Source organism: Vibrio sp. 1078-1, assembly GCF_033340475.1.
Genome location: NZ_JAWOWM010000910.1, coordinates 1 through 517, shown reverse-complemented (window position 1 = coordinate 517; position 517 = coordinate 1). Strand labels below are relative to the sequence as shown.

Sequence of the window (517 nt, the reverse complement as noted above, 5' to 3'; positions counted from 1 at the left end):
GATAGCTTTTCAATTGAGCCTCGGCTGACAGCTCAGTAACAAGCCCGCTTGGGACTTGGTCTTCTAACCAGCTCATGAACTTCACGACAGCCACACCATCGTCCGTCAATGACTGTTCGAGATTGGCTAACTCGGTCTGATTTTTGGTGGCTTTCATGTCGGTGACGGGGCAAGCCATTGGCTTTAATGAGAGGTTCTGCTCAATGGAGTTAACCAGCAAGCTGTCGGTATAAACTGGGCTAAAAGCAAGCGACAAGCCTTCACATTGCTGATTCAAATACTGGCTGACGTACTCGTAGTGACGAACGCTCACACCTTGCGCAGTCAGCTTCTTCTCTATCTCGGCTGGTAACTTTTGTTTATCGATGAACGCCGTCGCGCGGTCTCGCTCGACAATAAGGTAGGATTCTGAAACCGGGCAGTAAAGCGTGTCACCGCCACGAATATTCAGTGTCCACATCACATCGTCAAGGGTTGAAACCAATAAACAGTCCGCATGGTTTTCATTGAGCCATTT

The 517-nt window shown here is 48.9% G+C and carries 1 protein-coding gene; it reads right to left on the bottom strand.

The features are described from left to right. A partial coding sequence (locus R7190_RS30795; protein ID WP_318138332.1) for an aminopeptidase P family N-terminal domain-containing protein occupies nt 1-517 on the bottom strand: 517 nt, incomplete at both ends.